Annotated in this window: 1 protein-coding gene; it reads right to left on the bottom strand. The window is 65.7% G+C overall.

The genetic code is table 11. From position 1 onward, the window contains the following. Window positions 1–352, bottom strand: a 352-nt coding sequence (locus tag LPA54_RS41365) for a cbb3-type cytochrome c oxidase subunit I (RefSeq protein WP_228985525.1), incomplete at its 3' end; no start/stop codon positions are given. Window positions 353–394: the final 42 nt, after the last annotated feature.

The following is a 394-nucleotide window of genomic DNA, read 5'->3' on the forward strand; positions in this document are numbered from 1 at the left end:
GCCGGGGGAACGCCACGTCCGGGGAGCCGATCTGCAACGGCATGATCGCGTTGGCGAATCCGGCGAAGGTGGGCGTCGCGAACAGCAGCAGCATGATCGTGCCGTGCATGGTGAACGACTGGTTGTACTGCTCGTTCGACACGATCTGAAGTCCGGGCCGGGCCAGTTCCGCACGGATCACCATGGCGAGCAGACCGCCCACCAGGAAGAAGGCGAACGAGGTGATCAGGTAGAGGTGCCCGATCTTCTTGTGGTCGGTGGTCGTGAGCCAGGAGACGACCACGCGCCCCCTCCCTCGTCGTCCCTCCGCCGCCGGCACCGGGGAAAGAGGTTCAGTCGTGTGTGTCGCCATCGAGTTCCTTCGGGTTCACTACGCGGAGGGCGGCCGGGAGGG

It is taken from the genome of Streptomyces sp. DH12 (genome assembly GCF_020873895.1).
Lineage (GTDB): Bacteria > Actinomycetota > Actinomycetes > Streptomycetales > Streptomycetaceae > Streptomyces.